General features: G+C 70.9%; 27 protein-coding genes. 17 read left to right on the top strand and 10 right to left on the bottom strand.

Features of this window, described 5'->3' with window-relative positions; all coding sequences use genetic code 11:
- Nucleotides 1–32 precede the first annotated feature (32 nt).
- From ACFO0C_RS28680 to ACFO0C_RS28650, 7 genes are all read right to left on the bottom strand, one after another.
- Nucleotides 33–689 (bottom strand): response regulator, encoded by a 657-nt coding sequence (locus tag ACFO0C_RS28680; RefSeq protein WP_378069809.1) that lies wholly within the window; start codon nt 687–689, stop codon nt 33–35.
- Nucleotides 686–2,227 (bottom strand): sensor histidine kinase, encoded by a 1,542-nt coding sequence (locus ACFO0C_RS28675; protein ID WP_378069808.1) that lies wholly within the window; start codon nt 2,225–2,227, stop codon nt 686–688. Before ACFO0C_RS28675 ends, ACFO0C_RS28680 begins: the two co-directional genes overlap by 4 nt.
- A gap of 10 nt (nt 2,228–2,237) precedes the next feature.
- Nucleotides 2,238–2,486 (bottom strand): hypothetical protein, encoded by a 249-nt coding sequence (locus ACFO0C_RS28670; protein WP_378069807.1) that lies wholly within the window; start codon nt 2,484–2,486, stop codon nt 2,238–2,240.
- On the bottom strand, nt 2,483–2,857 hold the full coding sequence (locus ACFO0C_RS28665; protein ID WP_378069806.1) for a hypothetical protein: 375 nt from the start codon (nt 2,855–2,857) through the stop codon (nt 2,483–2,485). The genes ACFO0C_RS28670 and ACFO0C_RS28665 overlap by 4 nt, the downstream gene beginning before the upstream one ends.
- A gap of 112 nt (nt 2,858–2,969) precedes the next feature.
- Nucleotides 2,970–3,314 carry an STAS domain-containing protein gene (locus ACFO0C_RS28660; protein ID WP_378069805.1) on the bottom strand — a complete coding sequence of 115 codons (345 nt, stop codon included), beginning with the start codon at nt 3,312–3,314 and terminating at the stop codon, nt 2,970–2,972.
- Between the two features lie 107 nt (nt 3,315–3,421).
- A complete protein-coding gene (locus tag ACFO0C_RS28655; RefSeq protein ID WP_378069804.1) occupies nt 3,422–3,568 on the bottom strand; it encodes a hypothetical protein in 147 nt (48 codons plus the stop codon).
- 165 nt (nt 3,569–3,733) lie between these two features.
- Nucleotides 3,734–5,308 (bottom strand): methyl-accepting chemotaxis protein, encoded by a 1,575-nt coding sequence (locus ACFO0C_RS28650; RefSeq protein WP_378069803.1) that lies wholly within the window; start codon nt 5,306–5,308, stop codon nt 3,734–3,736.
- A 77-nt stretch (nt 5,309–5,385) separates the two neighbouring features.
- Between ACFO0C_RS28650 and ACFO0C_RS28645 the strand changes: the two genes are divergently transcribed.
- The 9 genes from ACFO0C_RS28645 to ACFO0C_RS28605 all read left to right on the top strand — a co-directional run bounded on the left by ACFO0C_RS28645 (nt 5,386) and on the right by ACFO0C_RS28605 (nt 12,993).
- Complete coding sequence (locus ACFO0C_RS28645) at nt 5,386–6,222, top strand: transporter substrate-binding domain-containing protein (RefSeq protein WP_378069802.1); 837 nt, start codon at nt 5,386–5,388, stop codon at nt 6,220–6,222.
- A 142-nt stretch (nt 6,223–6,364) separates the two neighbouring features.
- A complete protein-coding gene (locus ACFO0C_RS28640) occupies nt 6,365–7,375 on the top strand; it encodes an ABC transporter substrate-binding protein (protein ID WP_378069801.1) in 1,011 nt (336 codons plus the stop codon).
- Entirely contained in the window at nt 7,372–8,121 is a 750-nt protein-coding gene (locus ACFO0C_RS28635; RefSeq protein WP_378069800.1) for an ABC transporter permease, read from the top strand. Before ACFO0C_RS28640 ends, ACFO0C_RS28635 begins: the two co-directional genes overlap by 4 nt.
- Nucleotides 8,114–8,851: an ABC transporter ATP-binding protein gene (locus tag ACFO0C_RS28630; protein WP_378069799.1), complete on the top strand. Its 738-nt coding sequence runs from the start codon at nt 8,114–8,116 to the stop codon at nt 8,849–8,851. Before ACFO0C_RS28635 ends, ACFO0C_RS28630 begins: the two co-directional genes overlap by 8 nt.
- Nucleotides 8,848–9,774: an ABC transporter substrate-binding protein gene (locus ACFO0C_RS28625; RefSeq protein WP_378069798.1), complete on the top strand. Its 927-nt coding sequence runs from the start codon at nt 8,848–8,850 to the stop codon at nt 9,772–9,774. The genes ACFO0C_RS28630 and ACFO0C_RS28625 overlap by 4 nt, the downstream gene beginning before the upstream one ends.
- Nucleotides 9,775–9,826: 52 nt before the next feature.
- The gene (locus ACFO0C_RS28620; protein WP_378069797.1) at nt 9,827–10,687 is read left to right on the top strand and encodes a sulfurtransferase; all 861 of its coding nucleotides are present in this window, start codon (nt 9,827–9,829) and stop codon (nt 10,685–10,687) included.
- A 14-nt stretch (nt 10,688–10,701) separates the two neighbouring features.
- Nucleotides 10,702–11,076 carry a PPOX class F420-dependent oxidoreductase gene (locus ACFO0C_RS28615; RefSeq protein ID WP_378069796.1) on the top strand — a complete coding sequence of 125 codons (375 nt, stop codon included), beginning with the start codon at nt 10,702–10,704 and terminating at the stop codon, nt 11,074–11,076.
- Complete coding sequence (locus ACFO0C_RS28610) at nt 11,073–11,633, top strand: dephospho-CoA kinase (protein WP_378069795.1); 561 nt, start codon at nt 11,073–11,075, stop codon at nt 11,631–11,633. Before ACFO0C_RS28615 ends, ACFO0C_RS28610 begins: the two co-directional genes overlap by 4 nt.
- Nucleotides 11,634–11,637: 4 nt before the next feature.
- Nucleotides 11,638–12,993: an LLM class flavin-dependent oxidoreductase gene (locus ACFO0C_RS28605; protein WP_378069794.1), complete on the top strand. Its 1,356-nt coding sequence runs from the start codon at nt 11,638–11,640 to the stop codon at nt 12,991–12,993.
- On the opposite strand, the gene ACFO0C_RS28600 is transcribed toward ACFO0C_RS28605, so the two are convergent.
- Complete coding sequence (locus tag ACFO0C_RS28600; RefSeq protein ID WP_378069793.1) at nt 12,963–15,116, bottom strand: diguanylate cyclase domain-containing protein; 2,154 nt, start codon at nt 15,114–15,116, stop codon at nt 12,963–12,965. The two genes, ACFO0C_RS28605 and ACFO0C_RS28600, sit on opposite strands and share 31 nt — an antisense overlap.
- 281 nt (nt 15,117–15,397) lie before the next feature.
- On the opposite strand from ACFO0C_RS28600, the gene ACFO0C_RS28595 reads away from it, so the two are divergent.
- The 4 genes from ACFO0C_RS28595 to ACFO0C_RS28580 all read left to right on the top strand — a co-directional run bounded on the left by ACFO0C_RS28595 (nt 15,398) and on the right by ACFO0C_RS28580 (nt 20,461).
- Nucleotides 15,398–15,988, top strand: a complete 591-nt coding sequence (locus ACFO0C_RS28595) for a hypothetical protein (protein WP_378069792.1) — start codon at nt 15,398–15,400, stop codon at nt 15,986–15,988.
- Nucleotides 15,989–16,119: 131 nt separating this feature from the next.
- Nucleotides 16,120–17,577 carry an FG-GAP repeat domain-containing protein gene (locus ACFO0C_RS28590; protein ID WP_378069791.1) on the top strand — a complete coding sequence of 486 codons (1,458 nt, stop codon included), beginning with the start codon at nt 16,120–16,122 and terminating at the stop codon, nt 17,575–17,577.
- Nucleotides 17,578–17,656: 79 nt separating this feature from the next.
- Nucleotides 17,657–19,324 (top strand): SMI1/KNR4 family protein, encoded by a 1,668-nt coding sequence (locus tag ACFO0C_RS28585; protein WP_378069790.1) that lies wholly within the window; start codon nt 17,657–17,659, stop codon nt 19,322–19,324.
- A gap of 42 nt (nt 19,325–19,366) precedes the next feature.
- Entirely contained in the window at nt 19,367–20,461 is a 1,095-nt protein-coding gene (locus ACFO0C_RS28580; protein ID WP_378069789.1) for a TetR-like C-terminal domain-containing protein, read from the top strand.
- On the opposite strand, the gene ACFO0C_RS28575 is transcribed toward ACFO0C_RS28580, so the two are convergent.
- The gene (locus ACFO0C_RS28575) at nt 20,445–21,536 is read right to left on the bottom strand and encodes a flavin-containing monooxygenase (protein WP_378069788.1); all 1,092 of its coding nucleotides are present in this window, start codon (nt 21,534–21,536) and stop codon (nt 20,445–20,447) included. The genes ACFO0C_RS28580 and ACFO0C_RS28575 overlap by 17 nt on opposite strands.
- A 155-nt stretch (nt 21,537–21,691) precedes the next feature.
- On the opposite strand from ACFO0C_RS28575, the gene ACFO0C_RS28570 reads away from it, so the two are divergent.
- From ACFO0C_RS28570 to ACFO0C_RS28555, 4 genes are all read left to right on the top strand, one after another.
- Nucleotides 21,692–23,266 carry an MFS transporter gene (locus ACFO0C_RS28570; RefSeq protein WP_378069787.1) on the top strand — a complete coding sequence of 525 codons (1,575 nt, stop codon included), beginning with the start codon at nt 21,692–21,694 and terminating at the stop codon, nt 23,264–23,266.
- 23 nt (nt 23,267–23,289) lie between these two features.
- Nucleotides 23,290–23,895 (top strand): TetR/AcrR family transcriptional regulator, encoded by a 606-nt coding sequence (locus ACFO0C_RS28565; protein ID WP_378069786.1) that lies wholly within the window; start codon nt 23,290–23,292, stop codon nt 23,893–23,895.
- A gap of 88 nt (nt 23,896–23,983) precedes the next feature.
- Complete coding sequence (locus ACFO0C_RS28560; protein ID WP_378069785.1) at nt 23,984–24,328, top strand: YciI family protein; 345 nt, start codon at nt 23,984–23,986, stop codon at nt 24,326–24,328.
- A 113-nt stretch (nt 24,329–24,441) separates the two neighbouring features.
- Nucleotides 24,442–26,031 carry a tetratricopeptide repeat-containing diguanylate cyclase gene (locus tag ACFO0C_RS28555; RefSeq protein ID WP_378069784.1) on the top strand — a complete coding sequence of 530 codons (1,590 nt, stop codon included), beginning with the start codon at nt 24,442–24,444 and terminating at the stop codon, nt 26,029–26,031.
- On the opposite strand, the gene ACFO0C_RS28550 is transcribed toward ACFO0C_RS28555, so the two are convergent.
- A complete protein-coding gene (locus tag ACFO0C_RS28550; protein ID WP_378069783.1) occupies nt 26,014–26,508 on the bottom strand; it encodes a hypothetical protein in 495 nt (164 codons plus the stop codon). The genes ACFO0C_RS28555 and ACFO0C_RS28550 overlap by 18 nt on opposite strands.
- Nucleotides 26,509–26,536: the final 28 nt, after the last annotated feature.

Genomic DNA, 26,536 nt, shown 5'->3' with positions numbered 1-26,536 from the left:
GCGCCACCGAGCCCGGCCGCACCCGGATAACGTCAGGTCAGCAGTCCGGCCCGCTGGGCGAGGAGCGCGGCCTGGACACGGTTCTCACAGCCGAGTTTCGTGAACAGCCGGTAGACATGGGTCTTGACCGTCCCCTCCGAGACGAACAGCTGCTGCCCGATCTCGGCGTTGGACAGTCCCTGGGCCAGCAGCACCAGTACCTCCCGTTCGCGGCCGCTGAGCGCCTCGATCTTCTCCCGGTCCCGGTCGGGGCCGGTCGGTGCGGCCGGCAGCCGGTCGAGGACCTGACGGGTGACCTTGGGGGAGAGGTAGGCGTTACCCGACGCGGCGGCCCGGATCGCGAACGCCAGCTCCTCGGCGGCCGACTCCTTCAGCAGGAAACCGGCCGCCCCCGAGTCGAGGGCCCGCGCGACGAACTCGTCCTGATCGAACGTGGTCAGCATGACGACCTGCACGGCCGGGGCCAGGTGGCGGATCTCGCGCAGCGCGGCCAGACCGTCCATCACCGGCATCTGGATGTCCAGCAGCGCCACGTCGGGCCGGTGCCGGACCGCCAAGTCGACCGCGGACCGCCCGTCGGCCGCCTGCGCGACCAGCTCGATGCCCTCGGCCGGGCGCAGGATCGCGTCGATCGCGGTGCGGATCAGCGAGTCGTCGTCCGCCAGCACCACCCGCAGTGTCTCGCTCATGGAGTCCTCTCGATGGCCTGCTTGTCGACCAGCACGCCGTCCCGGAAGCAGAATCGGTAGATCATCTCACCGGTCTCGGCACCGAGCTGGTCGAGCAGCGACGCCTGATAGTCCACGCAGGTGGCGCCCGGTACCGCCCGGCCGCCCGGCACGCCGGTCGTCGCCGCCTCGGCGTCGGGCAGCCGCTCGCGGACCGACTTCTCGGTATCGCCGGTGCGGATCGCGTCGAAGGTCTCCCGGTCGACGGCGACCAGGGCGGCCGTCAGCCACACCCCGGCACCGCAGAGCAGCAGGAACCCGGCGATCGACAATGCGGTCGTCGCCAGGATCAGCCGGGACCGCCGCCGGTCCCGGTCGACCAGGGTGGCGAAATCCGGGCCGGGCGGGACCGGCTCGACGGCCGGGACCGCCGGTTCACCCTGCGGGTAGGCGAGGGTCGCCGCCAGCCGGAAACCGCCGTCCGGTGCCGGACCGTGATAGAGCACCCCGCCCGCGACCCGGACACGTTCGGCCAGCCCGAGCAGGCCCTGACCGGAGGTGGCGCCGACCACCCGCTGCCCGGCGGTGTTGGTCACCCGGGCGATCAGCGCGTCCGGCTCGTAGCGCAGCAGCAGCACGATCGCACCGCCGTGGGCGTGGCGCAGGGCGTTGGTCAGTCCCTCCTGGATCACCCGGTAGGCGGCGTGCTCGGTCAGGGCGGCCAGCGGGCGGGGTTCACCCTCGCGCACCACCTCGACCCGGGCACCGGACGCCCGCGCCCGGTCCGCCAGCTCGTCCAGGCCGGTCAGCGGGCGTACCTCCGGCTGGGTGTCGTCCTGTCCGAGCAGTCCGAGGATCTGCCGCAGCTCTGTCATCGCCGCCGAGGACGCCTGCCGTACCAGATCGGCGGTCTTCTCCCGATCGTTGTCGCCGTCGCGCATCATCGCCGCGTAGAGGGAGATCAGCGTCAGCTTGTGACCCAGCGAATCGTGCAGGTCACGGGCGATCCGGGTCCGCTCGCGGACCTGCGCCTGCCGGGCGATCTCACCCTGCCGGCTGTGCAACTGCACGTTGCGCCGGTGCATCGCGGCCAGCAGGGTCCGGCGGCGCCGCACGAACCGGGCCACCCCGGCCGGTGCGCACGCCAGCAGCGCGAACAGGGCCGACAGCAGCACCAGCCACTTCACGGTCAGCGGCTCCTCCCAGTAGAGGGAGGCCACGAAACAGATCCAGCCGACGCCGAGCCCGGTCAGGACCTGCCAGAAGCGGGCGGCGCGGTACGCCAGCGACGCGCTCAGCACCACCAGGAGCACGGTGCTCGGACCGCCCGTACCGAGTCCGATCACCGCCGCGGCGAGGTAGGCGGCGAGCGGGTCGACCAGGCGCAGCAGCATCACCACCGGGGTGGTCAGGCCGACCACCCACGGCGCGAGCGGATACCAGCTCGCCGCCGCGGCCGGCACCGTGGCACCGGCCGTCACCAGGGCGACCAGGCAGACCTCGTAGACCAGGCGCCATGTGCCGGCCCCGGCGATCCGCTCACGCCAACCGCTGATCATGTGCACCTCTCTACCGCCGGTCGCGGGCGATCCGGCGGACCGCCTCATAGGCGTCGAGCAGGCCGGACCCGGTCCGCTCGCGGTAGATCCTGACCGATGTCACCAGGCCGTCGTGATCCAGTGCGGCCCTGACTTCCGCGCGGGCGCGTTCGTCCAGCTCACGGGGTGGTGCCGCACGCTGTTCCAGCCAGTGGGCGACGATCAGCATCAGCAGGCCGGCCGCGCCGATGACGAGGACGGCTGCCAGCACCGGGTTCACCGCTTCTCCGGAATGGTGACGGCACTCTTCTCGGCGAGCGCACCGTCGACGAAGCAGAGACGCCACAGATCGGGGCCCTCCACGGTGACCGGGTCGATGCCGTAGTAGACGCACGACGCGCCGGACGGTGCGCCGTTCCGGCCCGGGTCACCGCCGTAGAGCTCCTCGTCGGTGATGTCGGTCAGCGGTGCGGGCAGTGCGGCCAGCACCTGCGCCCGGGGCGTGCCGGTCCGCTGGGCGTCGAACTGTTCGCGGGTGATGGAGGCCTGCGACAGTTCCCGGCCGAGGTCGATCCACTGGTAGACGGTCCAGCCGACGCCACCGCACAGGACCGTGAGAACGATCGCGACGACGATGAATACCTTGCGCATACCGATTCCTCTCCGAGGGGGTGGGATGCGGTAAAGAATCCCGGGAATCGGCGCGCGAATCGTCAGTGTGAAGTCGGAACCGGACAGCCTCCGGTGTCAACGAAAGTCGTGGTCACGAATCGCCGGATGGCAGTGGTGGCAGGCCGAACACCTCGGACAGGCCGGTCACCTGGATCGCCCGGAGCACCGGCGCCGACGGGTTGCTCAACGTCACGGTGACACCGGCGGCGGCGGAGGCGTTGCGGACGCTGACGAGGGCGCCCAGCGCGTACGAGTCGATGAGGGTCACCGCGGAGACGTCGATCTGCAGGAACCGGTACGCCGAGGCGCTCGCCGCCGCCGCGAGGTTGTCACGGACCTCGTCGGCGTCGGCGAGGTCGAGCTCCCCGGCTAGCGCGGCACGCAGGGTGACGCCATCGTTGCTGGTCTCATACATGATCAATGCGCTGCCGGACATGCCTCGACCGTATCGGTGATCGTCCAGTCCCGCCCGCCGAGGCCGACGCCCGGCTCGGTGTCACGCCCTTCGGCGGCCCCGGCGTCACGCCTCCGGACGCCCTCGTATCACCCCTTCCGGAGCAGCAGGAAACCCTGCGGGCAGGACTCCGGGCCCTCGGGCGGCCGGCCGCCCTGGAAGACCGCGTCGAAGCCGGCGCAGGCAGCGAGGCCGGCCATCTCCCGGGCGGACAGCCAGTACGAGTCGAACTCCACCCCGAGGCCGGCCGACCGCCCGCTCCGCCGGTGCCGCCGGTCGCCGTCCTTGAACGCGCCCGGCGGCCAGCGTGAGTTCGCTGAAGAGGTCGAGGACAGACCGATCGACCGACATCGATGCCAGTGCACCGGATCATCGCGGCGTTCGTGGGTGTGGCCGGGCCGTCAGTGGCGGAACCGGTCGGACAGCAGCCGTAGCTGGTGGGACAGGTGGGACAGTTCGGTCGCGGCGGCTTCGGTCTGGCCCGCTGCCTCGTGGGTGAGGGTGGTCGCGTCGGCGACGCTGGTGATGGAGCCGCCCACTCCGCTGGCGGAGCGTACGGCGGTGTTGACGCTGGCGACGATCTGCCCGGTGGCGCGGGTCTGATGCTCGACCGCACCGGTGATCGACTGCTGTAGCTGGTCGATGCGGTCGATGACCTGGCTGATGCGGGAGATGGCGTCGGAGGCACCGCTGGTGTCACGTTGCATGGCGGCGACCTTCTGGGAGATGTCGCCGGTGGCCGAGGCCGTCTCCTGGGACAGGTCCTTCACCTCGCCGGCCACCACGGCGAAGCCCTTGCCGTGTTCGCCGGCGCGGGCGGCTTCGATGGTGGCGTTGAGAGCGAGCAGGTTGGTCTGTTCGGCGATGGCGGTGATGATGCTGACCACGGCCGAGACCTCGTCGCTGGAGCTGCGCAGGCGCTCGATCGTCTGGTTGGTGGTCTCGGCGAGCTCGACGGCCTCGCGGGCCACGGCCGCGGCCTCGCTGACCGCCGTGGTGATCTCCTGGATGGACGTTTCGAGGCCTTGAGCGGCGGTCGTCGCCTCGCTGACGCTGGCGGTGACCTGGCTGATCTCGCTGCTGGCCCGGTCGGCTTCGGCGGAGGCGGTTCCGGCGCCGGCGGAGAGCTGGCGGCTGGTGGCGGTGAGTTGTTCGGAGGCGGCGGCGACCGAGTTGGCGTTGCCGCCGATCTCGACCATGGCGGCGCGCAGGGAGCCGACGATGGCGTTGAGGCTGTCGCCGAGCTGGGCCAGCTCGTCGCCGCCGGGGAGTGTGGCGTCGACGGTGAGATCGTATTCCGCGATGGACCGGGCGGCGGCCAGGCTGTGGTCCATGCGGCGGGCGATCCGGCGGGCCAGCATGAGGGCGGTGCCGCCGAGGAGCAGGGCGGCCAGGGCGCAGGTGATCAGGGTCAGGGTCTGTGCGTTACGGGCCACCGAGGTCGCCTGTTCGTAGGCCTGTTTGACGCGCAGGCTGATCGCGGCGGTGAGTTCGCCGAGGGCGTCGGCGGCTCTGGCGTCGACGGTGTCGTAGGCGGGCCGGGCGGCGAGCGCGGCCTTGCGGGTCGGGTCGGAGGCGACCCGGCTGGCCAGGGTGACGATGCGCTGGCCGGAGGCGATCAGCTCGTCGAGGACCGGCAGGACCGCGTCGGCGCTGGGGCGGACGCCGGGCAGGTAGCGGATGACGTCGTCGATGCCGGTGCGGGCCTGGGCGACGTTCTGGCCGAGCAGGTCGAGAACGGTCTGGCGTTCGGTGGCGTTGTTGGTGACCAGCGTGGCGAGGATGTTGCCGCGGAACAGCGCCCGCGCCTTGTCGACCGACTGTGCGGCGGTGAGCGCGGCCGCCGCGTCACGGGCGGTGGCCTGCTCGTCGGCGATGGCCCAGGTGCCCCGGTATCCGATCGCTCCGGCCACGATGACCAGCGCGAAGCCGGCCGCGGCGAGTGCGGCGATCTGCCGTCGAATGGTGAAGGTCACGACTGCCTCCCATATCGCACGGTAGTGTGTTCAACGTACGCATAAGGGGAATTTGACCTGAAGGTGTCGAGGTCGTCATGCGGTTCGTCGCGGTAGCGGTCGGGGTCGCTCTTCTCGCCGGCGGCTGCACGGCGGCGCAGGTGGACGGCGGTGTGCCGGTCGACCGGCTCGCCGAGGCCCGTGCCGCCCTGCCCGCGGACATCGCGAAGCGGGGGAGTCTCACCGGGGGGACCGATCCCACGTTCGAGCCGATGACGTTCATGAAGGGTTCGGCCTTCACCGGGCTGGACGTCGACATCGCCGAGGCGATCGGCCAGCGGCTCGGGCTGACGATCGAGTGGCGGAACGTGCCCTTCGGTGAGCTGCTCGACAAGGTGGCGGGGCACGACATCGACTTCTCGATCTCGTCGATGTTCGACCGGTCGCAGCGGCAGGAGAAGGCCGATTTCGTCGACTACCTCAACGCGGGCACGTCCATCGTGGTGCCCAAGGGAGCCGGTGACATCGGGGGCATGCCCGGCCTGTGCGGGCGCCGGGTCGCCGCCCAGCCGGACACGGTCTTCGTCGAGATGGCCCGGGCGCAGAAGGACTCGTGCGGCAGCAGGGGCCTGACCGTCGTGCTCAGCACGAGCCCGTCGATGGACGTGCGCGACAAGAAGGCGGACGCGGCGCTCAACGACTTCCCGATCGCGGCGCTCGACGTCGAGAAGATGCCGGTGCTGGAGCTGTCCGGGCCGCAGATCGAGGCCATTCCGTACGGTATCGGTGTCGCCAAGGACCGCAAGGCGCTGACCGCGGCGGTGCAGACGGCGTTGTACTCCCTGATCAACGACGGCACGTACGACTCGCTGCTGGACAAGTGGAAGGTCAAGGAGGGCGCGTTGCGTACCGGCGCGATCAACGGGGGCGCCTGAGCGCCGAGGCATCCATTCCTATCAAATCAGTCTGATATGTGGGAAAGATATGTAATGCCGGTCACTGTTCTCTGGTGGGTGGTCGTGGGCGGGCGTACGTTGCGCCTCGGACCAACGAAGATCAACGCGAAAGTCACCCCTGATGAACACTGTGATCAGCCGCCGCCGGGCGCTCGCCGCCATCGCCGCCGCCTCCCTGGTCCTCGCCGGCTGCGGTGCGGGCGACGAGGAGAACGCCACGACGGCCGCCGGGCTCACCAAGGTCCAGGTCGCCCTGGACTGGACGCCGAACACCAACCACACCGGCCTGTACGTCGCGAAGGAGAAGGGCTACTTCGCCGCGCAGGGCCTCGACGTGGAGATCGTCCAGCCCGGCGACGCGGATCCGTCCGCCCTGGTCGCCGCGGACAAGATCCCGTTCGCGATCAGTGCCCAGGAGGCGCTCACCCAGGCCCGCGCCGAGGGTGCCCCGCTGGTCTCGATCGCCGCGATCATCCAGCACAACACCTCCGGGTTCGCCTCGCCCAAGGACCGCAACCTGAGCCGGCCGGCCGACTACGTGGGTAAGACCTACGGCGGCTGGGGCGGCCCGGTCGAGGCGCCGCTGCTCCAGGCGGTGGTGGCGGCCGACGGCGGTGACGCGAGCAAGATCAAGACGGTGAACGTGGGGGATTCCGACTTCTTCGCCGCCACCAAGAAGGGGATCGACTTCGAGTGGATCTTCTACGGCTGGACCGGTATCGAGGCCGAGCTGCGCGGTGAGCCGGTCAACATCCAGTACGTCAAGGACTACGACCCGGCCCTCGACTTCTACACCCCGATCCTGATCACCAACGAGAAGCGGGTCTCCGGCGACGCCGAGCTGGTCAAGAAGTTCACCGCGGCGGTCTCCCAGGGGTACACCTACGCCGCCAAGAACTCCGCGGAGTCGGCGGACATCCTGCTCAAGGCCGCTCCCGACCTCGACGCGGACCTGGTCAAGAAGAGCCAGGAGTGGCTCAGCCCCAAGTACCAGGACGACGCCGCCCGCTGGGGTGAGCAGAAGTCCGAGATCTGGACCGGGTTCTCCGACTGGCTGCTGGAGAAGAAGGTGATCTCCACCAAGGGGGACGGCACGAAGGCGTTCACCAACGACTTCCTGCCGTCGGCGTGACCCTCCGCAGAGCACTGCCACCGGCGATCACGCTGATCCTGCTGATCGCCGGCTGGCAGGTCTACACCGTCGTCAGCGGCATCGACACCTGGCTGCTGCCCAGTCCGAAGGACATCTGGGACGCGGCACTGCTCCAGCACGAGGCGCTGCTCGATCACACCCTGGCCACGACCGAGCTCACCCTGTACGGCTTCGGCGCCGGCGTGGCCACCGGCCTCGTCGTCGCCGTCCTGCTGCACCTGATCCCCCTGGTCCGGGCCGCGGTCTACCCGCTCCTGGTGATCAGCCAGAACGTGCCGGTCATCGCGATCGCCCCGCTGCTGGTGGTGTGGCTCGGGTTCGGGCTGGCCCCCAAGCTCGTGGTGATCATCCTGGTCTGCTTCTTCCCGGTCGCCGTGGCCACCCTCGACGGGCTGCGCCGCAGCGATCCGCTGATCACCGACTTCCTGCTGATGAGCGGGGCGAACCGGCGGCAGCTGTTCACCAAGCTGCAGTGGCCGCACGCGCTGCCCACGATGTTCTCCGGGCTCAAGATCGCGGCCACCTACAGCGTGTTCGGCGCGGTGATCTCCGAGTGGCTGGGGGCGGAGAAGGGGATCGGGCAGTACATGATGATCCAGAAGTCGGCGTTCCGGGCGGACCGGATGTTCGTCGCGATCGGCATCGTGATCACGCTGGCGCTGCTGGTGTTCGGGCTGGTCGTACTCCTGGAGAAGTTGACCGTGAAGGGTCGTCGCCGTGACTGACGCCTTGGCAGTAAGTCACCTCAGCCACTCGTTCGGCGACCTGTCCGTTATCTCGGACATTTCGCTGACGGTGGCCGCGGGGGAGTTCGTTTCCATCGTCGGGCCCTCCGGAAGTGGCAAGAGCACGCTCTTCCACCTGATCGGTGGTCTCCTGAAGTCCGAAAAAGGCGACATCTCGGTTGAAGGGGAAGCGGTCAAGAGAGGCCGCATCGGCTACATGCCTCAACAGCCGGCCCTCATGCCCTGGCGGACCATCGAAGCCAACGTCGTGCTCGCCCAGGAGATCCGTGGCAGGGCCGACAAGGCACAGGCACGGGAGTGGCTGGCCCGCGTCGGGCTGGGCGAGTTCGCCACGGCGTACCCCCATCAGCTCTCCGGAGGCATGCAGCAACGTGTCGCCTTCCTGCGGGCCCTGCTCTCGGACCAGCCGTTGCTCTGCCTCGACGAGCCGTTCAGCGCGCTCGACGCGATGACCCGCATCGAGATGCACCGCTGGCTGCTGGACATCTGGGAGGCGAACCGGCGTGCCGTCCTGTTCGTCACCCACAACATCGAGGAGGCGCTGCTGCTCTCCGACACCGTCTACGTCTTCTCCCGGCGCCCCGCCACGATCCTGGAGAAGATCACCGTCCCCTTCGACCGTCCCCGCCGCGACGACGTCGTCGACGACCCCGAGTTCGTCAAGCTGCGCCGCCGCCTCACCGATCTCCTGACAGGTGCACCACGATGACCCTCACCCACGTACGCGTGATGCTCGAATACTTCCACCCCTGGACCAACGCCGCCGGCCTGTACGTGGCCAGCCGCCAGGGCTGGTACCGCGACGCCGGCCTGGACGTCGAGCTCACCGTCTTCGACTCGCTGCGCGGCGACACCCTCGAACACCTGGCCCGAGGAGAGGTCCACCTGGGTGTCTTCCCGGCCAACCGGCTGCTCGTGCGCAGTGCCGCCGGCCAGCCGCTGACCGCCGTCGCGTCGATCAACCACCGCGGCATGGAGACGATCCAGACCGTCGTCGGCCGGGGCATCACCCGGCCCCGCGAGCTGGCCGGCAAGCGCCTGGCCCTCAACCCGACCCCGCGCGGCGTGGCGATGGTCCGGCACCTGGTCGCGGCCGACGGCGGCGACCCGGACGCGGTGATCCTGGTCGACAGCGGCTACCGCGAACTGTCCGTGGACGACATCGCGGCCGGCGAGGTCGACGCCACCTTCGGTGGGTACTGGGCCTGGGACGCCCTGTTCGCCCAGCTCCCCGGCGAGCAGCGGATCGTCTGGCCGGTCGACGAGATCGGTGCGCCGCCGTACCACTCGTACCTGCTCGGCACCGGGCCCGCGCTGACCGACCCGTCGCTGATCGAGGCGTTCCTGGCGGCCACCGAACGCGGCTACCGGGCCGCCGCCGACGATCCGGCGCTGGCGCTGGACGTGATGGACCGGGTCATCCCGTACTTCCCGCGGCCGATCCTGGCCCGCTCCCTCGAATTGATCACGCCGACGTGGTTCGACGGCGATCGCTGGGGCGGCATCCGTTCCGAACTGATGACCCCGTACACGACGTGGCTCGCCGACGCCGGCATCCTCCCCGAGGCGTTCGACTGGCGACAGGCGATCAACCCCGCGGCCGCCGCCCGGCTCACGGTGATCCCGCGATGACCGGCGCCGTCTCCCGCATCGCGGCCTTCCCCCGGCTCCCGGTGATGCCGCGATGACCGGTCCGATTCTTGGTCCGGCCGACTTGGCGGTACGCCGTGAGCAGGGTCCCGTGACGATCCTGGACGCGACGGTCGAACTCGCCGCGGCAGCACACGACGGCGATCACCGCTCGGCGTCCGGCCGCCCCGGCTGGGAGCGGGCCCACATCCCGGGCTCGCTGCACGCCGATCTGCTGCACGACCTGAGCGATCCGTCGGCCGCCTACCACTTCGCCCGCCCGGCTCCCGAGGCCCTTGCCGCGCGCCTGGCCGACCTGGGCGTCCGCGACGGAGTCCCGGTCGTCACCTACGACCGGGCCGGCGGCATCTGGGCGGCCCGCCTGTGGTGGCTCCTGAACTGGATCGGTGTCGACGCCTGCGTCCTCGACGGCGGCCTGGCCGCCTGGCGCTCTGCCGGCCTTCCCGTCACCGACGTCATCGTCCCGGCCGCCGCGGGTGCCGTGGCAGCGCGCCCGCGCGACGGCCGGTGGGTCGAGCTGGCGGACCTGCGACGGTGGTCAGCGGGGGAAACCGAGGCGACGGTGCTGTGCGCGCTCAACCCGGAGGCCTATGCCGGGGAGGTCCCGACCCGCTACTCGCGGCGCGGGCACATCCCCGGCACCGGTAACCTCCCGGCGCGGTCCCTGCTCGACGGGGACGGGCGGTTCCGGCCGCTGGACGAGCTGCGATCCGACCTCGCCGGGCTGCTCGCCGACCCGGCGCCGATCTGGCTCTACTGCGGGGGCGGCATCTCGGCCGCGACCCTCGGCGTGGCGCTGACCGCGCTGGGCCGCGACGACGTGGCCCTCTACGACGGTTCCCTGGAGGAGTGGTCGGCCGACGAGTCCCTCCCGATCCAACTGGGCCGGTCATGATCCTCGGCGCGCGCGTGACCGAGCTGGTTGACCGGCCGGAGTTCGCGGTGCTGTCCACGCTCGACCCGGACGGCACCGCCCGGCTGTCGGTGATGTGGGTCGGCCGGGACGGCGACGACCTGCTGATGGCCACCAAGTCGGGCCGGCGCAAGGTCCGCAACATCGAGCGGGATCCACGGGTGACGGTGCTGCTCTACGACCGGGCCCGGCCGGCCCGCTACACCGAGATCCGGGGGACCGCCAGGGTCACCGACGAGGACGCGCACACCCTGGTCGACGAGCTGGCCCGGCGCTACACCGGTGCCGCCCACGAGCGGGGCGACGAACGCGAGGAGGCGGCCCGGGTGGTCCTGCGGATCACCCCCGACCGGGTTCTGGCGGTGCCGTGACCGGGGCTCTCGAAGCGGCCGCCGAACGGGTGCTGGCCTGGGCCGCCGGCCGGGAGGCGAGGGCCGGTGGGCGGCGGGTCCTCGTCGTCGAGGGGCGGTCCGGGGCGGGCAAGACGACGCTCGCCCGGGCCGTCGCCGAGCGGCTGGCGGCACCGCTGATCCACATGGACGACCTGTACGCCGGCTGGGACGGCCTCGACGAGGGCGTCAGCGAGCTGCACCAGCGGGTGATGGTGCCGCTGGCCGCCGGACGGCCCGCGGTGTGGCGCCGGTGGGACTGGGCAGCCGGGGAGTACGCCGAGGAACACGTGGTTCCCGACGCCGATTGGCTGGTCGTCGAGGGCGTCGGAGCCGGGGCGGGAGTGCTCCGGCCGTACGCCGCAGGGGTTGTCTGGGTCGACAGCCCCACCGAGATCCGCAAGCGGCGCGCTCTCGGCCGGGATGGGACCACCTATGCCCCGCATTGGGCCCGTTGGGCCGCGCACGAGGACGCGTTCTACGCGGCCGAGGAGGTCCGCGAGAACGCGGACCTGATCATCGAGAACGCCGGGGAGTGACGACATGAGGATCAGCCTCAACGGGCTGCGGCAGTCGACGGTGGGTCACACCGCGATCGGACTGTGGCGGCACCCGGACAGCCAGGCGCACCGCTACCGCGACCTGTCCTACTGGGTGGAGACCGCGAGGATCCTCGAACGCGGGGGTTTCGACGCGCTGTTCGTGGCCGACGCCCTCGGGCCGCTCGACGTCTACCAGGGCAGTGTCGACGCGGCGCTGCGCGACGGCATCCAGACACCGACCGACGATCCGCTGCTGCCGATCAGTGCCATGGCGGCGGCGACCGAGCACCTGGGTTTCGTGGCCACCGTCTCGTCGACCTACGAGCTGCCGTACGCGTTCGCCCGCAAGATGACCACGCTGGACCATCTGACCGGCGGCCGGATCGGCTGGAACATCGTCACGTCCGCACTGGACAGCGCGGCCCGCAACCTGGGACTGGACCGGCAGCTGCCGCACGACGAGCGGTACGCCAAGGCCGAGGAGTTCATGCAGGTCGTCTACAAGCTGTGGGAGGGCAGCTGGGCCGACGACGCCGTGGTCCGCTCGGGTGACGTCTTCGCCGACCCGTCCCGGGTGCGGCCGATCGAGCATTCCGGCACGTATTACCAGGTGCCGGGGATCGCACTGTCCGAGCCGGGTGTGCTGCGGACCCCGGTCCTCTACCAGGCCGGCACGTCCCGCGTCGGGCAGGCGTTCGCCGGGCGGCACGCCGAGGGCGTGTTCCTGTCGGCCTATCTGCCGTCGATGGCCCGGACCCTGGTCACCGGTTTCCGGGCCGAGGCCGCGGTGGCCGGCCGGGACCCGTCGGCGCTGAAGATCTTCGCGATCGCCACGGTGATCGTCGCCGAGACCGACGCCGAGGCGCGGGCGAAACTGGCCGACTACCAGCGGTACGCCAGCGTCGAGGGCGCCCTGGCCCGCTGGAGCGCCCTGATGCACATCGACCTGTCCGCCCTCGATCTCGACAAACCCCTCGAATACGTGGAGACCGACGGCATCCGGGGCATGGTCGAGCTGTTCACCACCCTCGACCCGGACCGGACGTGGACGCCACGGGCGATCGCCGAGTTCGTCGGGGTGGGCGGTGGCGGCCCGGTGATCGTGGGCAGCCCGTCGACCGTCGCCGACGAGCTGGAGAGGTGGGCCGGGGAATCCGGGGTGGACGGCTTCAACATCGCCGACCCGGTGCCGCCGGTCACCTTCCGTGATTTCGTCGACCTGGCGGTTCCGGAGCTGCGACGGCGTGGGCTGGTGCGCGGTGCGTACGAGGGGACCACGTTGCGGGAGAGTCTCTACGGGCCCGGTGCCACCCGGGTCCGTGACGATCACCCGGCGGCGGCGTACCGCTTCAGGTGAGCCGGTGTGTCCCGGTGGGCGGCCTTGACGCGGTACATCGAGCGGTCGGCGTCCTGGAGCACCTGCTCCACGGTCGTGCCGGTGCCGCACTCGGCCGTCCCGACGCTGACGCCGACGTGCACGACATGCTCACCGAACCGGTACGGCGAGGAGATCGCCGCATTGATCCGCTCGACCAGACGGTCCAGTTCCGGGCCCGGCTCCACCTCGTCGAGGAGGACCAGGAATTCATCGCCGCCGAACCGGCCGACCACGTCCTCGCGGCGCAGGCAGTGCCGTAGCCGTTCGGCGACGACGACCAGCAGGGCGTCGCCGGTGTGATGGCCCAGCTCGTCGTTGACCTGCTTGAATCCGTCGAGGTCGAGGAAGAGCACGACAGCCGGGCGGGCCTCGGTGCGGCGGCGCACGATCGCGGCCTCCAGTGACGCCATGAACGACGCCCGGTTCGGCAGGCCGGTCAGCCGGTCGGACTGGGCCTCCCACATCAGCTGCTGCTCCTGGTCGCGCAGGTCGAGAGCGATGGTCAGCAGCGCGGCACACTGGTTGACCATCTCCCGGCCGTCCTCGACCCGGTTCTCGACGGTGTCGACGAGGGCGAGCCAGCCCCGGTCGCTGTCGCCGACCTTGGCCCGTACCACGAACACCGTCTCACCGGGCTCGGCCGCCTCCAGCAACTGGACGGGCGGGAACGACGCGACAGCCGTCGGACCGGGCGGGATCATCGGGCCGGGACGGCGGCGCCAGCCCCGCGTCCGGGACAGCCGGCCGTCGGTCCGGCGCAGCGCGATCGACCCGGCGGTCGCCGGGGTGAGCCCCAGCCAGGACGGATCCTGCGGCTCGACGTCACGGCGGTGCAGCAACGCCCGGTTGAGGGTGTAGTTGACGCTGATCAGCGACCGCAGGTGCAGCTTGTCGGCGAGCTGGGCGCGACGGCGGGCACGACCGAGAAAGAGCATGATCGCCTGTACGCCGTACCCGATCCGATTCGCCGTCGGCGCGTCGTNNNNGGCCGGGATCCCGGCCGCGTACTCCTGCACCGCCCGGCAGATGATGCGCAAGGCGTCCGGGTCGGGGCTGGTGGTCAGGACCGTCTGCAACTCGGCCGCCGCCGCGCCGATCCCCGAGGTGTCACCGGCGGCCGTGGCCAGCAGTGCTTCAGCGGTCGTCGCGGCGGCCCAGGTCCCGTCCTCGGAGACCGTCGGCAGCACCCCGGTGAGCCGCTCGCCCAGACGCGCCAGCGCGTCGTCGGTGACCACCTCCGGGAGCCGCTCGGCGAACCCGGTGCACCCGCACGAGCTGCGCGGCACGAACCGGGTCGGGAACAGGTGCGGGACCGCCGGCACGTCCAGCCCGTCCAGCCGCCGGATCAGCAGGTCGACCGCGCGGCGGCCCATCGCGTCCAGCGGCTGGCTGACGCTGGCCAGTTCGGCCCGGAGCAGGCTGGCCTCGTCGATGTCGTCGAAACCGGTCACCCGGATGTCGCCGGGACAGTTCAGGCCACCGGCCGCCAGCACCCGCAGGGCGCCGATCGCGTTGCGGTCGGTCGCCGTGACCAGCGCGTCGGGCCGGCCCTGGCGCAGGAAGTCCTCGGCGGTCCAGCCGATGCCGCTCTCCACGTTGTTACCGGCCGGCAGGAACACGCCCGGCTCCAGGCCGTGCGCCGACAGCACCTCCAGATACGCGTCGTGGCGCTCCCGGATGTCGGACGCCGCGAGGTGGCCGGTGAAGGCGATGCGCCGGCACCCGTGGTCACGGATCAGGTGGGTGACCACCGCCCGGATGCCAGCGGCGTTGTCGGGCAGCACCGCCGGACGTTCCACGCCGGCGACGGTGTGACCGACGAGCACCACCGGCTTGCCGGCCTGCTCCAGCCGGACCAGGTAGTCGGGGTGGACGGCGTCGGCCAGGACGACGAAACCACTGATGTGGTCCCACGACACGGGTGCGTCGAAGGCCGGGTCACCGCCCGTGACGGCCAGGTCGGCTGCCGCGTCCAGGGTCTGGATCGCGATCAGCCGGCGACCGTAGAGTTCGGCCGCCGCGGCGACACCGGCAACGAGACTGCCGTAGTAGGTTCCGCCGACGAACGGCGACAGCAGTCCCAGCGCACCGGCATCGCTCATGCCGTCGCTATCGGCTGTTGCCGCTCCGGCTTGAGCGTTGCCGACCACCGGGTTCGTCGCGGGCTCACCGCGGTCGTGACCGGGTCAGGTTAGCCTAACCAACTCAGTCGGATCGGTGGGTCGCCGGTCCGGTCGGTTCGCCGCCTCGGCCGAACGCGCGAACCCGCCAAGGTGGATCGCCGTCCGCCGGAGTGAGCCCGGCGCCCGCACGGCCGTTTTCCGGCGTCCCGCCTGCGAACCTTCTCCTCGTCCCGACGCACCACTCGCCGAGAAGGAGCCCCATGCCTAGGACGTTGCGGAACCTCGCCGTCGCCGCGGCCGTACTCGCCGGTCTGTCAACGGCCGCACCCGCCTCGGCCGCACCCGCCTCGGTGGCGGCACCGCCGGCGGTCGCGTCGTGGCGGGTCACCATCGACGGCACGGTGTCGGGGCAGCGGTTCACCATCGGTGGCACGGTCACGCTGCACCGCACGATCACCCGGACGGGCACCGCCAACGGGGTCAACCGGGGCGACGTCTGCCTCATGGCCGGCTTCCCCGCCGGACGGCCGGCCACCGGCGCCATCTGGTACGGCAGCAACAGCTCCTGTTTCCCGGTCGGCCGGGCGAATCTCGACCTGGCACACGTCGCCGTCAGCGGGAACCAGATCACCGTCGACCCCGACCAGCGGCTCCGGAAGCTGATGACCAGCATGTGGACGGCGCGTCCGTCGCTGAGCACCTGCCTGTACTCGCCGGGCGGCGGCACCGCCACGTACCGGATCAACGCCGACGGCAGCCTGTCCGGTGAACTGCGGTTGCGCGGCCGCGGCGGCCCCCACTGTGGTCCGAGCGGCTACCGCGCCACCCTGACCGGCGTGCGCACTTCCTGACCCACCTACCGGTACGCCTTTCGGGTGAATGGAGATGTGTGACAGATTGATGCGGTAATCAGGCGGTGGACGGGGGTCCGTGCAATATGGCAAGGAAACACAGGCGATCGGCTCGACGGATCCTGTCGGTGATGACGGTCGCGGCCGCGGCGTGCTGGTGTGCGCCGGCGGCGGCGCAGGCGGCTCCGGCGGAGTCCGGGGCCGGAGCGCAGGCGCCGTGCCTGCCCGGTGCCGTGACGTCGGATGACCATGCGGTGGCCTCGCAGCTGCGCCCGGCGATGAACGGGCGGCGGCTCGGCGGGTCGGTGAACGGTCGCAGCATCGCCTGCGCTCGCGCGATCGTCGCCGCCGTCAAGGCCCGCGGGCTCGCCCCGCGTGCGGCGGTCATCGCCGTGACCACGGCGATCGCCGAGAGCACCCTGCACAATCACGCGGTCGTCTACGACCACGACAGTCTCGGCCTGTTCCAGCAGCGGCCGTCGCAGGGCTGGGGCCGGCCCGACCAGCTGCTCGACGTGGAGTATGCGACGAACGCCTTCCTCAGTTCGATGCTGCGCAAATATCCGGGTGACACCTGGATGCGTGGCGACATCGGGGCGATCTGCCAGCGTGTGCAGCGGTCGGCCTATCCGGCGGCCTATTCGCCGGAGGCACACGACGCCGAGCTGATCGTGGCGCAGCTGTGGGACCGTCCGGCCGCCCCGGGCCTGTCGTCCGCGCCGGCGGCGGCGACGGGCCCGTTCCAGCGGGCGCTGATCGCAGCGGGCACCCAGCTGGGCACGCTGGAGGGCCGTCACGAGGTGGCCCTCACCGACTGGAACGGTGACGGCCGCCCCGACCTGCTGGTGGTGAAGGGTTCGCCGACCGTCACCGGCCGCACCGAGGTCCGGATCATGGACGGCGCCACCGACTTCACGTCGCTGCTGCTGGACCGGCCGACCGCGCTCGGTGCGACCGATGACCGGCACGCGTATTCGTTCGCCGACTGGAACGGTGACAAGCGCCCGGACCTCGTGGTGGTGCAGCGGTCCGGCACCGCGAGCGGGAAGGCCGAGATCAGCGTCCTCGACGGTGCCACCGCCTACCGGCAGGTGCTGCTGCAGACCGCGACGGCGCTTCCCGCCACCGACGGGAACCACCGGTTCACCGCGACCGACTGGAACGGCGACAACCGCCCCGACCTCGTGGTCACCCGGGTCTCGGGAGCGGCCGGGGGCCGGATGGAGGTCCAGGTGCTGGACGGCGCGTCGACCTTCCAGAAGCACCTGTTGCCGGTCACCGTGACGGCGGAGCCCGCGAGCACCGACCACCGGGTGATCGTCACCGATCTCAACAATGACCGTCATCCCGACCTGGTCGTCGTCGAGGAGTCCGGCACGGTCGAGGGCAAGACCCGGCTGCGGGCTCTGGACGGCGCGTCGAACCTGCAGCGCAAACTGCTGGAGGCGGACACCGCACCGGGCGCCACCACGCACCTCGACATGCTGATCACCGATTGGAACGACGACAAGCGCCCCGACCTCATGATGATCCAGAAGACCGGCACCGCGAGCGGCCGTTCCGAGCTGGTCATTCTCGACGGCCGGTGAGCCCGGCCTGATCCACGTTGAGTGATCCACGTTGAGTGATCCACGTGAGTCCCGGCCGCCCCGGCGGCATGATCGGGGCATGGCTGATCAGGTGCCCGCCCTCTGGGGCGAGATCGTCACGTGGCTGCGGACTCACGTGCCCGCCGATGCGGGGCGGCTCCGCCCGCCGGCCCCGGCCTCGTTGATCTCCGAGGTCGAGGCGGCGGTCGGCCGCCCGTTACCGGAGGAGCTGCGGCAGTGGTGGCAGCAGGCCGACGGCGCCGTCCCGATCGTCGACCTGCTGCCGTCGGGTTTCACCCCCATCTCCTGCCGGGAGGCCCTGGCGAATCGCGCGGGGCGGCTGGAGATCGCGGAGTCGTTGCTCGAAGAGGACGACGATGACGACGATGACGACGACTGGGAGGATGACGAGGAAGAGCCCGAGTTCGTGGGCTTTCATCCGCACTACCTGCCGATCGGGGACAACCACTGCGGAGACTGCCTGTACGTGGACCTGCGTGACGGCCCGGACTACGGCTCCGTCAAGTATTTCAACCACGAGGACTACTACGGCAACTCGGTGGTCCACTGGCGCGGCATCACCGAGATGCTGACCGACATCCGTGACGCCCTGCTCGGCCACGACCCGAGTCTGAGCAGCGAGTGGCCGTCCGGAGCCACCGGCCGGAACTACCGGGCGACGGTCAGTCCGAGCCGGGAGCTGGGCTGGGTTCCCGCCGACAAGGCCCCACCCCGCCGGCCGGCACCCGCCGAGCCGAATGATCGCGGCTACGACGAGATACTCCGCCGATACCGCGACCTGCTGACCGGACCGCACGCGGGGACCACCGGCGCGATGTCGTGGACCGTGATCACCGGCCAGACGGACCTCGCGTCGATCATCAGGCGACTGGGCGGCGACCCGGACACTGTCCAGCGGCATCGGCCGATCGGCGACGACAGACGGCAGCCGCGTTGGTATCTGGACGAGACCGACGGCACGGTGACGCTGCTGGAGGTGAACGGATCCCAAGCCGGCCGGCCGGTGGTGCTGCGACTGCTCAGCCGTAGATCGAACCAGGTGTTCGGCGCCTACTGGACCGCCGAGGGCGACAACGCCTTCAGCTATGCGGCTTCCGACGAGGTCGTCACCCAGTTCGACGGCCGGGACCCGGCTCGGCGCGAAGGGTCCGAACCGGCCGCGCTGGAGGCCGGGCAGGAGCCGCTGTGGGCCGCGGCCGGCGGTTCGTGGCAGGCCGCGATGCTGGCGCTGACCGAGGTCCGGACCGGTGTGCGACTCGACGCCGCCTGGTTGGAGCAGCCGCATCCGGTCCTGATCGCGGAGCCGATACCCGATGGCCCGTCGGCGACGACGCTCAAAGCGGAGGTCTTCGCACGGCTCATGGACAGGGAGAACCCCCGTCGGCACACCGCGTTCGCCTGGCTGATCCAGACCCTCGCCGAGGATTTCGACCTCGGCGATCCGGCGCTGCTGCGGGCGATCGAGGCACACCGGGCGGGCACGCCGATCGACGAGGAGACCGCGCGGGCGATCCGCGACATGACAGGGGAACTCGCGGTGCGGGCGCGCGCCCGCGACGAGTCGGTGCCGCAGCATCGGGACCCGGTGTGGCTGCGGGGACAGGCGGCTTCGGCTGCCTCCGGTGTCCTGGGCGTGCACGACATGTGGATCTTCCTCCTGCACGCGGAGAACGCGTTCGCCGACGACTGGCACCGGGTCGTGCGGGAGCTGCGGGCCCGGCTCTGAGCGGGGTCCCGCGGTGGGCGCCGTCGTCGTACGCTCGGCCTCATGGGGGAATCGTCGCCGCTCGATCCGGACTCCGAGGCCGCCGTTCTCACCGCGGCCCGTCAGCTGCTGGTCGCTCACTGGGCGGCGCATGACCTCAACCAGCATGCCGTGGCCGAGCGCGCGGGTGTGGAGGCCGCGCGGGTGTACCTGCGGTGGCCGGACATGCACCGGCTGATCGCCGATTCGATCGAGCCGCCCCATCTGATCGCCGACATCCCGGACCTCGGCGACAGCCGTGCGGAGCTGAAGCTCGCGCTGCAACACCTCATCGTCGCCTACACCAGCCGCCCGGCCATCGAACGGATCGCGCTGTCGCTGTCGTTGCGGCAGGTCCACGACGACGATGCGATCGCGATGGTGCGTGACGAGGGGGAGAGGACCTGGCGCGGAGCGATGCTGGCCGCCCTGCAACGGGCCACGGCCCGCGGTGACCTCGCGCCGGACGTCGACGCCGAAGCCATCATCGACATCTGGGCCGGCGCGGTCGCTTACCGGCGGATCTTCCGCGGCGGCGTGGTCGACTCCTCGTTCCAGGACGTCCTGCTCGATCTGGTGCTGGCCGGCCGGGTGCCGCTCGCGGCGCCCGAACCGATGGATCCGATGCCCGACGAGTGGTGGCAGCCGCCGCTGGTCGATGCGGTCAGGTGGTTGACCGAGGTTCAGGTGGGCCGGATGTTCCGGGTGGCCGACGGCGTGCCGGTCGGTGTCCTGGCGCAGGCGCCCGCCCATCGGATCCAGATGGGCGAGTTCGGGGTGGCCGTCACCGGCGGCGCCCATCGCGACTTCATGCCGATCGTGACCGAGGCCAGGACCCGGATGTCGGCCGGCGTGATGGTCGAGGCGGAGGGGAGCGGCGTCCTGCCGAGGTATCTGCGCGCCGACCGGATCGTCGTGTTGTACGGCGACGAGGCCTGGGTGGCGCCGCTCGAAGAGGCGGAGGGCTTCCGCACCAGCCGCAGCTTCAGGGCGGGCGCCGGTCAGGGCCCGCTCTGGCCCGCCGACGCGATCGTCGAGATCGTCGTCAGCCTCAGCACCCCCGGTCGGCGCACCTGGCTCGTTCGCGTGCCGGGGGTGCGCATCACCCACTCCGCGTGAGGTGAAAGCCGTCGGTGTCCAGCAGGGTGGCCAGGGCGTTGACCGCGTCACGGCCGGCCCGGTTGGCGCCGACGGTCGACTGGGACGGTCCGAATCCGATCAGGTGCAGGCGCGGTTCGTCCGCCACCTGGGTGCCGATCATCCGGATGCCGCCGAGGTCGTTGCGCAGCCCGAGCGGTTCGAGGTGGCCGAGGGAGGCCTTGAACCCGGTGGCCCACAGGATGGCGTCGACCGAGGTGAACGACCCGTCGGCCTCCCGCACCCCGTACGGTTCGATCGCGGTGAACATCGGCCGCCGCTCCAGGGCGCCGCGCCGGCGTGCGGCCAGTGCGTACGGCGTCCAGGCCAGACCGGTGTAGGACACGACACTGCCGGTCGGCCGGCCCGCCTCGACGTCGGCGACGACCTTGGCGATCGTCTCCCGCCCGGCGACCTCCGGCTCGAACCCGTCGGTGCGGAACACCGGCTCCCGCCGCGTGTACCAGAAGGTCGCCGCGACCCGCGAGATCTCCTCCAGCTGCTGCAACGCCGAGATCCCGCCACCGACGACGGCGACCCGCCGACCGGCGAACTGCGAAGCCGACACATAGTCACGTGTGTGCATCTGGATCCCGGCGAACGTCTCCTGACCCGGATAGTGCGGCCGCACCGGGTTGTCCCAGGTCCCGGTCGCGTTGATGATCGTCCGGGCGGTCCAGTGCCCACTGTCGGTTTCAACATCGAAATCAAGACCATTGCGGCGTACGGCCGTCGCGTTCACCGGACGCGCAATAGGCAGGCCGGTCGCCCGCTCGAATGCGGCGAAGTACCGTGGCACGGCCGTCCGGCTGGGCTCCTCCGGGTCGAGCGGCGGTTTCGGGAAGCGGGGCAGGTCGAAGATCCCGTTGACGGTCGCCATCCGCAGCGACTCCCACCGGTGGCTCCAGGCGCCACCGGCTTCCCTGCCGGCGTCCAGGATGACGAACGTGCGCGGCCCGCCCGGATCGGTGAGCGCACTGGTGAACCCACGTCTCTGCAGGTGATACCCCGCGGAGAGCCCGGACTGTCCCGCCCCGATCACCACCACCGTCGCCATGACCCGGTGGACGCCCTGGCCGGTGGCGGCTATTCCCGGACGTGACCGGGGACACTTTCGATACGAGGCCGTTCCGTTATTGGGGGCGAGGGCGTTAACTAGCGTTGTGAAACGGAACGGTTCCGTTTCGAAAAGGTCTCGGGGGCACCCACCACATGGACACCCAAGCTCAACCCCAGACCGGGCACCCCCGGCGCTGGGCGATCCTCGGCGTTCTCGTCATCAGCCTGCTCGTCGTCGTTCTCGACAACACGGTGCTCAACGTCGCGATGCGTACGATCGCCGACCCGGACAAGGGGCTCGGCGCCACCCAGAGTGAACTCGAGTGGGCGATCAACTCGTACACCCTGGTCTTCGCTGGTCTGCTCTTCACCGCCGGCATCCTGGCCGACCGCCTCGGCCGCCGCCTCAGCCTCACCGTCGGCCTGATCGTCTTCGGCATCGCGTCGCTGATCTCCGCCTACGCATCCTCGCCGGACCAGCTGATCGCGGCCCGCGCCCTGATGGGCCTCGGCGCCGCCGCCGTCATGCCGGCCACCCTCTCGATCATCGCCAACGTGTTCGACCCGCGGGAGCGCCCGCGCGCGATCGGTGTCTGGGCCGGTGCGGTCGGCCTGGCCGTCGCGGTCGGCCCGGTGCTCGGCGGCCTGCTGCTGGAGCACTTCTGGTGGGGTTCGGTCTTCCTGATCAACGTGCCGATCGTGATCCTCGGCGTCGCGCTGGTGGCGATCCTCGTTCCCGAGTCGCGTGACCCGAAGCCCGGCCGCATCGACGTCATCGGCGTACTCCTGTCGATCGTCGGCCTGACCCTGCTCACCTACGGCGTCATCAAGGGCGGCGAGGACGGCTTCGGCGCGACCGCGGCCTGGACCACCCTGACCACCGGCCTGCTCGTGCTCGTCGGGTTCGTGCTCTACGAGCGCCGCATCACCTACCCGTCGCTCGACGTCCGGCTCTTCGCCAACCGGCAGTTCTCCGCCTCCACCGGCATCATCGGCCTGGTCTTCTTCGCGGCGATGGGCTCGATGTTCTTCGGCGCCTTCTACCTCCAGATGGTCCGCGGCTACGGTCCGCTCACCTCCGGCGCGCTGTTCGTCCCGTTCGCGCTCGGCCAGATCATCTTCGCCCCGGCCAGCTCCACGATGGTCAAGCGGTTCGGCCCGAAGCGGGTCAGCACCGTCGGCCTGCTGCTGGTCTCGGCGGCCCTCGCGCTCTGGCTGTTCATCGACGTCGACACCCCGATCGCGCTGGTCGCGGTGGCGTTCTTCATCCAGGGCGTGGGCATGGCCAACGTGATGCCGCCGGCCACCGAGGCGATCATGGCGACGCTGCCCCGGGAGAAGGCGGGCGTCGGCTCGGCCGTCAGCAACACGATCCGCCAACTGGGCGGCGCACTCGGTGTGGCGGTCCTCGGTGCCGTCGTCTCCTCGGTCTACCGCAGTGAGCTGACCGCGCCGGCCGGCCTCCCGGACGCCGCCTCCGAACTGGCCCACGAGTCGATCGCGGGTGCCTACGCCGTCGCCGGTCAGGCCGGCCCGGCCGCCCCCGCCCTGCTCGACGGCGCGAATGCGGCGTTCGTCACGGCGATGCACTACGCGTCCGTCGGCTCGACCGTGTTCGCCCTGCTCGGAGCCTTGGTGGCGGTGCTCTGGCTGCCCGGCAAGCGCCCCGCCGCCGGTCCGGCGCCCGCCGCCGCACCGGAACAGGACCGGGAACTGGCCGACGCGTAAACCCGGCGGTAACAATGAACGACATGGACAGCAGCACGGCGGCCGGCCAGGAGCGCAAAGCTCCTGGCCGGCCGCGCAACGCCCAGGCCGACGAGATCATCCTCGACACGGTCCTGGGGTTGCTCAGTGATGGGCAGAGCGCCGCGGCGATCTCGATCGAGGCGGTCGCCGCCAAGGCGGGCGTCGGCAAGGCCACCATCTACCGGCGCTGGCCCAACAAGGAGGCGCTGCTCATCGACGCGGTCCGGTCGATGAAGGGCCCGCTGCCCGAGCCGGCCGGCCGCACGGTCCGCGAGGATCTGATCGCCCTGATCAAGGCCAACCGCACGCCACGTGCCCAGCGTTACAGCAAGGCCACCGCGTGCCTGCTGCCCGAGCTGCTGCGCGACTCCGAGCTGGCCCGGATGTATCACGACTTCGTCGAGCCGCGCCGCGAGGTGACCCGCCAGGTGCTGCGACGCGGCATCGCGACCGGCGAGCTGCGGGCCGACCTCGACGTCGAGCTGACCCAGCTGATGCTCTCCGCCCCCGGCATGATCCGCTCGATGCTGCGGCTCCCGTCGTCGGTGCCGGAGGAGGATTTCGCCGAGACCCTCGTCGACGCGGTGCTGCGCGGCGCCGCCGCCTGAAAGCGGGGGGAGTGTCGGATCCACCGGCTGCCGTTCGTAGCGTAGGTGGAGACGGACATCCGGTCCGGCGAGCAGACGGAGTGTGATCATGGCCGAGTACCTCATCTACTTCAACCAGCAGTGGGTGGGCGACCACCCCGAGGAGTGGTACCGCGGTCGCGGCCCTCTCGCCAGGGCGGTCGTCGACGAGATCAAGGCCGCCGGCGCCTACGTCTTCGCCGGCGGTCTGGAGGAGGAGGACGGCCCGGTCTTCAGCGCCGACACGACGAGCGGCGAGCTCATCTTCACCGACGGGCCCTACGTCGAGACCAAGGAGTTCCTCGGCGGCCTGACCATCGTGAACGTGCCCGACGAGGGGACCGCCAGGATGTGGGCCGGAAAGATCGCGGAGGCGTGTGGCTGGCCCCAGGAGGTCCGCCGGTTCAAAGCGTGAAGCTGAGCCCCGGTTCGATCCGCCCCGCGGTCCGGGTCACCGGTCAAGGCCCCGGTCTTGTCTAAACGGGCGGGGTACCCGGCCGATGGGAGCCGTCATCGGACAAAGTGGGGGTGGACCGGGTGGACGGGTGCGCGGTGGAAGCCGGGACGTTGGCGGCGGCGCTGCTGACAGCGGAGGACCAGTTCGTCACCGACGCTGTCGCCGAGCTCGCCGTCGCCGTCGACCTGGAACACCGGGCGGCCGCCCTCGGCGACGAGGTGCTGCTCCGGCGCGCACGTCTGCACCGGGCCGGCATGAGCTTGCGGACCGGCGCGTTCACCGGGGCGGCCCGGGAGATCTACGACGTCCAGCACTGGGCCGCCCTGCACGGCGAGCGTCTGCTGGAGGCCCGCGCCCACGGCCTGTGCGCGCTGGTCCAGCGGCTCGCCGGCGACGCGGCCGCCTCCCTGGAACACTCGCTGAGCGCGGTCGAGTTGCTGGACGACACGGCCACCGAGTTCATGCAGATCTGGTTCCACACCCGGCTGGCCGACGCGCTCGCCGACACCGGCGCCATCGATGCGGCCCGGCCCCGATACCGGCAGGCCGAGGAGATGGCCCGCCGCACCCACCAGTGGGAGCTGCTCAGTGTGCTGCTCAACAACTGGGCACACTACGAGTACGAGGCCGGCGACGTGACCCGGGCGCTGGAGGTCATCGGCCGGATGACCGCCCACGCCGCGGCGCACGGCCTCGAACTCGACCCGCCGACGCTGCACACGGTCGGTGAGATCCAGGCCGCCAACGGCGACTACGCCGACGCCGCGCAGACGATGCTGACCTGCATCGCCCGCTACCAGGCCGGGCATGTGGAGGCGCTCGGTGACCTGGTCTACTACCGGCTGACGCTGGCCCGGGCGCTGCGCGGGCTCGGCGACACCGGCCGGGCCCAGGAGAACCTGGACGCCTGCCGCGAACTGTGCGCCGAACTGGAACTCCACTCGATCCTGATCGAGATCCACGAGGAACAGGCCGACCTGTACGCCGCCCGCGGTGATCACGCGTCGGCGTACACCGAGTTGAAGGCTTTCATCGCCGCCCGGGAGAGCCTCCGGTCACGGGAACGGGAGAGCCAGGCGCAGGCCCGGCAGGCGATGTTCGAGACCACCGAGGCCCGTGAACAGGCCGAACGCTTCCGCGAGCAGGCCCGCCGCGACCCGCTGACCGGGCTGCGCAACCGCCGTTTCGTCGACGAGGAACTGCCCGGACTGCTCGGCCCCGGACTGAGCGTGGCGATCGCTGACATCGACCACTTCAAACAGGTCAACGACCGGCTCTCCCACGAGGTCGGTGACCGGGTACTCGTACAGGTGGCTAAGCTCCTGGAAGTGGGTCTCGCGGCTGCCGTGCCCGGCGGATTCGTCGCACGGCTCGGCGGCGAGGAGTTCCTGCTCGTGCTACCCGCCACCCCGGTCGCCGTCGCGGCGGGTGTGCTCGACGGAATCCGGGAGACCATCGGCGCCCACAGCTGGCAGGACCTCACCGGCGCCCTGCCGGTCACCGTCAGCATCGGCGTGGCCGGGTCGGGCGCCGACCCGCTCACCGGCCAGTCCGGCCTGCTGGCGGCCGCCGACGCCCACCTCTACGCCGCCAAACGTGAGGGCCGCAACCGCGTCGTGGCGGCCCCGGCCAGGGAGATGACGTCAGTAGGCCCAGGGTGAACCGCCCTGCTTCAGGACACGCACGCCGGATTCGGCGGGCGCCGGCCACAGGGTGAGCTGGTACTCCAGGTGGTCCCCGGGGCCGTCCTCGTCGTATTTCGCCGGCCGCTGGTCCGTCGGGGCGTAGGCGACGCGGACCCGGTACCGGCCCGGCGCCACCGTGATCGGCTCCGCGTCCTCCGGCCGCCAGTCTCCGTACACGACGAGACGACCGTGGGGAAGCAGGATGTCGGCTTCGACGACGTGGTCGAACCCGTCGAACGGGGTGTCCGGTGGCGGCGTCTCCCGGATCGTGAGCGTCACCAGCACGTGGTCGAAGCGGGCCGTCTGCACCGCGATGAGGCCACGGCCGGCCGCGAGGCGCCATGACTCGTCGGGGGAGTCGTAGTCGTCGCCGTCGAACATGTCGTCGGACCCGTCCGGCTCCGAGATCATGAACATGAGGTGATCGGCGTAGGGCTCGAATCGATGGATCATCCCGTGATGATGCCCGCCCGTTCGCTGT

The sequence above is a fragment of the Actinoplanes subglobosus genome, assembly GCF_042650585.1.
GTDB lineage: Bacteria > Actinomycetota > Actinomycetes > Mycobacteriales > Micromonosporaceae > Actinoplanes > Actinoplanes subglobosus.
The sequence above is the reverse complement of the archived record's forward strand: the minus strand, read 5'-3'. Positions and strand labels throughout refer to the sequence as shown.

What these genes read in the sequence shown, in the direction of transcription:
- ACFO0C_RS28680 (WP_378069809.1), bottom strand. Translation starts at nt 689, where the DNA reads ATGAGCGAGACACTGCGGGTGGTGCTGGCGGACGACGACTCGCTGATC.
- ACFO0C_RS28675 (WP_378069808.1), bottom strand. Translation starts at nt 2,227, where the DNA reads ATGATCAGCGGTTGGCGTGAGCGGATCGCCGGGGCCGGCACATGGCGC.
- ACFO0C_RS28665 (WP_378069806.1), bottom strand. Translation starts at nt 2,857, where the DNA reads ATGCGCAAGGTATTCATCGTCGTCGCGATCGTTCTCACGGTCCTGTGC.
- ACFO0C_RS28660 (WP_378069805.1), bottom strand. Translation starts at nt 3,314, where the DNA reads ATGTCCGGCAGCGCATTGATCATGTATGAGACCAGCAACGATGGCGTC.
- ACFO0C_RS28645 (WP_378069802.1), top strand. Translation starts at nt 5,386, where the DNA reads ATGCGGTTCGTCGCGGTAGCGGTCGGGGTCGCTCTTCTCGCCGGCGGC.
- ACFO0C_RS28640 (WP_378069801.1), top strand. Translation starts at nt 6,365, where the DNA reads ATGAACACTGTGATCAGCCGCCGCCGGGCGCTCGCCGCCATCGCCGCC.
- ACFO0C_RS28625 (WP_378069798.1), top strand. Translation starts at nt 8,848, where the DNA reads ATGACCCTCACCCACGTACGCGTGATGCTCGAATACTTCCACCCCTGG.
- ACFO0C_RS28620 (WP_378069797.1), top strand. Translation starts at nt 9,827, where the DNA reads ATGACCGGTCCGATTCTTGGTCCGGCCGACTTGGCGGTACGCCGTGAG.
- ACFO0C_RS28605 (WP_378069794.1), top strand. Translation starts at nt 11,638, where the DNA reads ATGAGGATCAGCCTCAACGGGCTGCGGCAGTCGACGGTGGGTCACACC.
- ACFO0C_RS28595 (WP_378069792.1), top strand. Translation starts at nt 15,398, where the DNA reads ATGCCTAGGACGTTGCGGAACCTCGCCGTCGCCGCGGCCGTACTCGCC.
- ACFO0C_RS28590 (WP_378069791.1), top strand. Translation starts at nt 16,120, where the DNA reads ATGACGGTCGCGGCCGCGGCGTGCTGGTGTGCGCCGGCGGCGGCGCAG.
- ACFO0C_RS28585 (WP_378069790.1), top strand. Translation starts at nt 17,657, where the DNA reads ATGGCTGATCAGGTGCCCGCCCTCTGGGGCGAGATCGTCACGTGGCTG.
- ACFO0C_RS28580 (WP_378069789.1), top strand. Translation starts at nt 19,367, where the DNA reads ATGGGGGAATCGTCGCCGCTCGATCCGGACTCCGAGGCCGCCGTTCTC.
- ACFO0C_RS28575 (WP_378069788.1), bottom strand. Translation starts at nt 21,536, where the DNA reads ATGGCGACGGTGGTGGTGATCGGGGCGGGACAGTCCGGGCTCTCCGCG.
- ACFO0C_RS28570 (WP_378069787.1), top strand. Translation starts at nt 21,692, where the DNA reads ATGGACACCCAAGCTCAACCCCAGACCGGGCACCCCCGGCGCTGGGCG.
- ACFO0C_RS28565 (WP_378069786.1), top strand. Translation starts at nt 23,290, where the DNA reads ATGGACAGCAGCACGGCGGCCGGCCAGGAGCGCAAAGCTCCTGGCCGG.
- ACFO0C_RS28560 (WP_378069785.1), top strand. Translation starts at nt 23,984, where the DNA reads ATGGCCGAGTACCTCATCTACTTCAACCAGCAGTGGGTGGGCGACCAC.
- ACFO0C_RS28550 (WP_378069783.1), bottom strand. Translation starts at nt 26,508, where the DNA reads ATGATCCATCGATTCGAGCCCTACGCCGATCACCTCATGTTCATGATC.